Here is a 4,601-nt window from a genome sequence, read left to right on the forward strand (position 1 = left end):
TCGGGGTTCACCGCCCATTGCACGTCGGACCCGCCGGTCTCGACCCCGATCTCGCGCAGGACAGCGAGCGAGCCGTTGCGCATGATCTGGTATTCCTTGTCGGTCAGCGTCAGCGCCGGGGCGACGGTGATCGAATCGCCCGTGTGCACGCCCATCGGGTCGACGTTCTCGATGGCGCAGACGATGATGGCGTTATCGGCGCGGTCGCGCACCACCTCCATCTCGAATTCCTTCCAGCCGAGCAGCGATTCGTCGATCAGGATCTGGTTGACCGGCGAGGCGTCGAGGCCCGAGCGGCAGTAATGTTCGTAATCGTCGCGATTGTAGGCCACGCCGCCGCCGGTGCCGCCCAGGGTGAAGGCGGGGCGGATGATCGCGGGCAGGCCGACGTGCTCGATCGCGGCCATGCATTCTTCCATGTTGTTGGCGATGGTGGCCTTGGGATTTTCCAGCCCGATGCGATCCATCGCCTCGCGGAAGAGCTTGCGGTCCTCGGCCATCTCGATGGCGTCGCGGTTGGCGCCGATCAGCTCCACCCCGAATTTATCCAGAACGCCCATGTCGGCCAGCGCGAGCGAGGTGTTCAGCCCGGTCTGCCCGCCCATCGTGGGCAGCAGCGCGTCGGGGCGTTCCTTTTCGATGATCTTGGCGACGATCTCGGGGGTGATCGGCTCGATATAGGTCGCATCGGCCATGTCGGGGTCGGTCATGATGGTGGCCGGGTTGGAGTTGACCAGCACCACGCGGTAGCCTTCTTCGCGCAGCGCCTTGCAGGCCTGGGCGCCCGAGTAATCGAATTCGCAGGCCTGTCCGATGATGATGGGTCCCGCACCGATGATCATGATGGATTTGATGTCGGTTCTTTTCGGCATGACGTTGGTATCCCCGGAAAGGCTTGCCGGGAACGGGCCCGGCGCGAGTGGTGTTTTGCAAATTGTCGCGGTTATAGTCCCACGGCCAAGCAGTGCAAGGCCGGTTTCTTGCCGCAGCGCCGATAGGGCGGGGCCGGGGTGCGGCCCGTGGCGCGTAGGGGTTCGGTAACCTGCGCCGCAAAACACCGGGGCGATGCCGGGTCTTGCGCTTGCGGGGCGCCCGCCAAGCCATTAGGCCGCACGGATGGAACGAGGGGCCGGCGGTGAGGGGCCAGCGGTGAGGCGGGGGACGGTGTGACGCGACAGACGATCCTTTTCGACGAAGGGCCGGTGCCCGGCGGCACGCTTTTCGCGGACCCGCGACAGATCATCCGTGCCGACACGCCCGGGCAGGTCGCTGCCGCGCTGGCCGCGATGATGGAGGCGCAGGACCGCGGGTTCTGGCTGGCGGGGATGGCCAGCTATGAGCTGGGGTATCTCTACTCGTCAAAGCTGCGCGCGCTGATGCCGCCTGCGCGCGACACACCGCTGTTGCTGTTCGGTGTCTTCGACGCGCCCGCCCCGGCCGCGTCCTGGAGGGCGGGCGCGCAGCGCGACGCACAGGCCGCCCGGATGGATCAGCCCGTGCCGCAATGGTCGGCCGAGGATTATGCCGCGCCTTTCGCGCAGGTAAAGGAGCTGATCGCGGCGGGCGACATCTATCAGGCCAATCTGACCTTTCCCCTGACGGGTACATGGCAGGGAACCGCGCCGGGGATCTATGCGGCGCTTGCCGCGCGGCAGCCGGTATCGTACGGCGCCTTCGTGGATCTGGACGAGGACGGTCCGGCCATCCTGTCACGTTCGCCCGAGCTGTTCTTTCGCTGCGACGGGCAGGGCGCCATCGAGACACGCCCCATGAAGGGCACGCAGCCGCGCGCCGCCACCCGGCGGGCCGATGAGGCCGCGCGCCGCTGGCTGGCGCGGGACCCCAAGAACCGGGCCGAAAACCTGATGATAGTCGATTTGCTGCGCAACGACATGTCCCGCGTGGCGCAGGTCGGCAGCGTGAAGGTGCCGCAGCTTTTTCACGTCGAAAGCTATGCGACCGTGCATCAGATGACGTCGCTGGTGCAGGCGCGCCTGCGCCCCGGCGTGCGCCTGCCTGACATTCTGGCCGCGCTGTTCCCCTGCGGGTCGATCACCGGCGCGCCCAAGATCCGTGCGATGCAGATCCTGCGCGCGATGGAACCCGCGCCGCGCGGCATCTATTGCGGCAGCATCGGCTGGGTCGCGCCGGACGGGGCGATGTCGTTCAACGTCGCGATCAGGACGCTGGTATTGCACCGCGACGGGCGGTTGCGTCTGAACGTGGGCGGGGGCATCGTGCACGACAGCAGCGCCGCCGCGGAATATGAGGAAGCCTTGTGGAAAGCGCGTTTCGCCCATGCCCTGACGGGCTGATCCTGTTCGAGACGATGCGCTACGCGCCCGGTGTGGGCGTCGCGCTGCTGGATTTTCACCTGGCGCGGCTGGGCGCGGGGGCGGACAGGCTGGGGTTTGCCTTCGATGCGGGCCGCGCGCGCGCGATGGTGGCCGCGACGGACGGGCCCCACGCGCTTCGGCTGCGCCTGACGCTGGACGGGCAGGGTGCGCTTGACCTGCGCGCGACGCCCTTCCTGCCCGAGCGCCGCCGCTGGCGCGCGGCCATCGCGGTGCCGACGGTGCGCTCGGACGATCCGTGGCGGCGGATCAAGTCGTCGCATCGCGCGCTTTACGACCGTGCCCGCGCCGAGATGCCGGTCGAGCTGGATGAGCTGATCTTTCTCAATGAGACCGGCTACATCGCGGAAGGGGCGATCACCAACGTCTTCGTGCGCCGCGAAGGGGTGCTGCTGACGCCCCCGCTGGAAGACGGCGCCTTGCCCGGCGTGCTCCGCGCGTCGCTGCTGGCGGCGGGACAGGCGCGGGAGGCCCGGCTCATGCCCGGGGACCTGCGGCAGGCGTTTTTCCTGGGCAACGCGTTGCGCGGTCTGATCGCCGCGCGGCTCGCCCCGTGATCGTTCTCCGGCCGGCGCAGTGGTGTGACGAATCGACAACATCCGACATGTCGTCAAACCCGTATTTGCAGTTCTTTCGCCTGCCTCGGATTTCCTTAGTTTGCTGAGCATGACAGCCGGAGGGCGAGCGCCGCCGCGACATATTCTTGCAATTTGCGATTGCAAAATCGTTTATGGTTAATAATAACAACTCGGTGATTTTACAGACCTTTCGCCTTGCGGCGTAGCGGTCGGCCGGTGCGTCCGGCGCTGCGAACACCATCCCTGCCTGATGGTGCCGGCCCCCGGAGGAGCTTTTCTGCTCTCCGGGGGCCAACTCGGCGCCTTCTGGTTTTTCGGAAACGCGGCGGCGGCTATTCGGCCGCCTGCAACAGCTGCTTGCTTTCGGGCCGGTAGAGGTAATCGCGCGTCAGCGGAACGGCATCCAGACGGCGCGCAAGCTGGAAGTGATAGACGATCTGGCGCGAATAGCGGAACGACAGCTCCGAAGCGATCAGATAGTAGCGCCACATCCGGCAGAACTGCTCGTCGTAAAGCGCCTTGGCCCGGTCGATGTTCGCCACGAAACGGTCATGCCAGTTGCGCAGCGTGTAGGCGTAGTGCAGGCGCCAGATCTCGACATCGGTGACCCACAGATCCTCGCGTTCGACCGCTTGCAGAACCTCGGACATCGAAGGCACATAGCCGCCGGGAAAGATGTATTTGGCGATCCAGGGGCTGGTGGCGCCGGGCGGCGCGTTGCGCCCGATGGTATGGATCAGCGCGACCCCGTCTTCGGTCAGCATGTCGTGCACGCGGTTGAAGTAGGTGCGGTAATGCGGCACGCCCACATGTTCGAACATGCCGATCGACACGATCCTGTCGAAGGTTTCCTTGATCTCGCGGTAGTCCTGGATGCGGAATTCCACCCGGTCCGACAGCCCGGCGCGGCGCGCGCGTTCGGTCGCGATCTTGTGCTGTTCTTCCGACAAGGTGACGCCCAGGACATTGACCCCGTAATCGCGCGCCAGCGTCAGCGCCATGCCCCCCCAGCCGCAGCCGATGTCGAGCACCCGCATCCCCGGCTTGAGCAGGAGCTTTTCGGCGATATGTTTCTTCTTGGCGGCCTGCGCCTGTTCCAGCGTGAAATCGGGATCGCTGAAAAAGGCGCAGGAGTATTGCTTGTCCTCGTCGAGGAACAGATCGTAAAGCTCGCCGTTCAGATCGTAGTGATGCGCGACGTTGCTTTTCGACCGCGATGCGGGATTGTACTGATCCAGCCGCCGCTTGAGCTGTCGCAGGAACTGTTCGCTGTCCAGCACGAGGTTGCGGCGCGTCTTGTCGCGATTGTCGATGATCAGCATCATGAAGTCGCGCAGATCGTCGTCCTGGATCTGGAAACGGCCGTCGACATAGGCCTCGCCCAGCGCCATGTCCGGGTTCAGCACCAGCTTGCGCGGCAGGTCGGGGTCGGTCAACCGGACGTGGATCGCATCGGCTTCCGGCTCTCCGTAGCGCCGGACCTCTCCCGACGGCATTTCAACGGATAACGCGCCACGATGAATGAGATGGCGCAGCATGTAATCTAGGGAACGGGTCCACATTGCAATTTCCTCCGAACAGAGCGTCGTTTCTGTCGATGGCCCTCATTGTCCCCGCACCGTTGCAATCATGGCGCGAAGGTTGTTATGTCGTTAATGTTAAGACGCAA

At 65.2% G+C, this 4,601-nt stretch carries 4 protein-coding genes; 2 read left to right on the forward strand and 2 right to left on the reverse strand.

What is annotated here, in order from left to right; genetic code table 11:
- Positions 1–872 (reverse strand): carbamoyl phosphate synthase preATP-grasp domain-containing protein (locus ACU0BR_RS08325; RefSeq protein ID WP_446156390.1); only part of this gene is annotated, 872 nt, incomplete at its 3' end.
- 294 nt (positions 873–1,166) lie between these two features.
- Between ACU0BR_RS08325 and ACU0BR_RS08330 the strand changes: the two genes are divergently transcribed.
- Together ACU0BR_RS08330 and ACU0BR_RS08335 are read left to right on the forward strand one after the other, a co-directional pair.
- Positions 1,167–2,315, forward strand: a complete 1,149-nt coding sequence (locus ACU0BR_RS08330; protein ID WP_446156391.1) for an aminodeoxychorismate synthase component I — start codon at positions 1,167–1,169, stop codon at positions 2,313–2,315.
- On the forward strand, positions 2,279–2,911 hold the full coding sequence (locus ACU0BR_RS08335; protein ID WP_446156392.1) for an aminotransferase class IV: 633 nt from the start codon (positions 2,279–2,281) through the stop codon (positions 2,909–2,911). Before ACU0BR_RS08330 ends, ACU0BR_RS08335 begins: the two co-directional genes overlap by 37 nt.
- Positions 2,912–3,264: 353 nt before the next feature.
- Here the strand turns inward: ACU0BR_RS08335 and ACU0BR_RS08340 are convergent, their stop codons facing one another.
- On the reverse strand, positions 3,265–4,494 hold the full coding sequence (locus ACU0BR_RS08340; RefSeq protein WP_446156393.1) for a class I SAM-dependent methyltransferase: 1,230 nt from the start codon (positions 4,492–4,494) through the stop codon (positions 3,265–3,267).
- Positions 4,495–4,601 lie beyond the last annotated feature (107 nt).

This window comes from Brevirhabdus sp., from assembly GCF_052826345.1.

Coding starts and splice junctions, on each gene's coding strand:
- ACU0BR_RS08340 (WP_446156393.1), bottom strand. CDS start 4,494: ATGTGGACCCGTTCCCTAGATTACATGCTGCGCCATCTCATTCATCGT.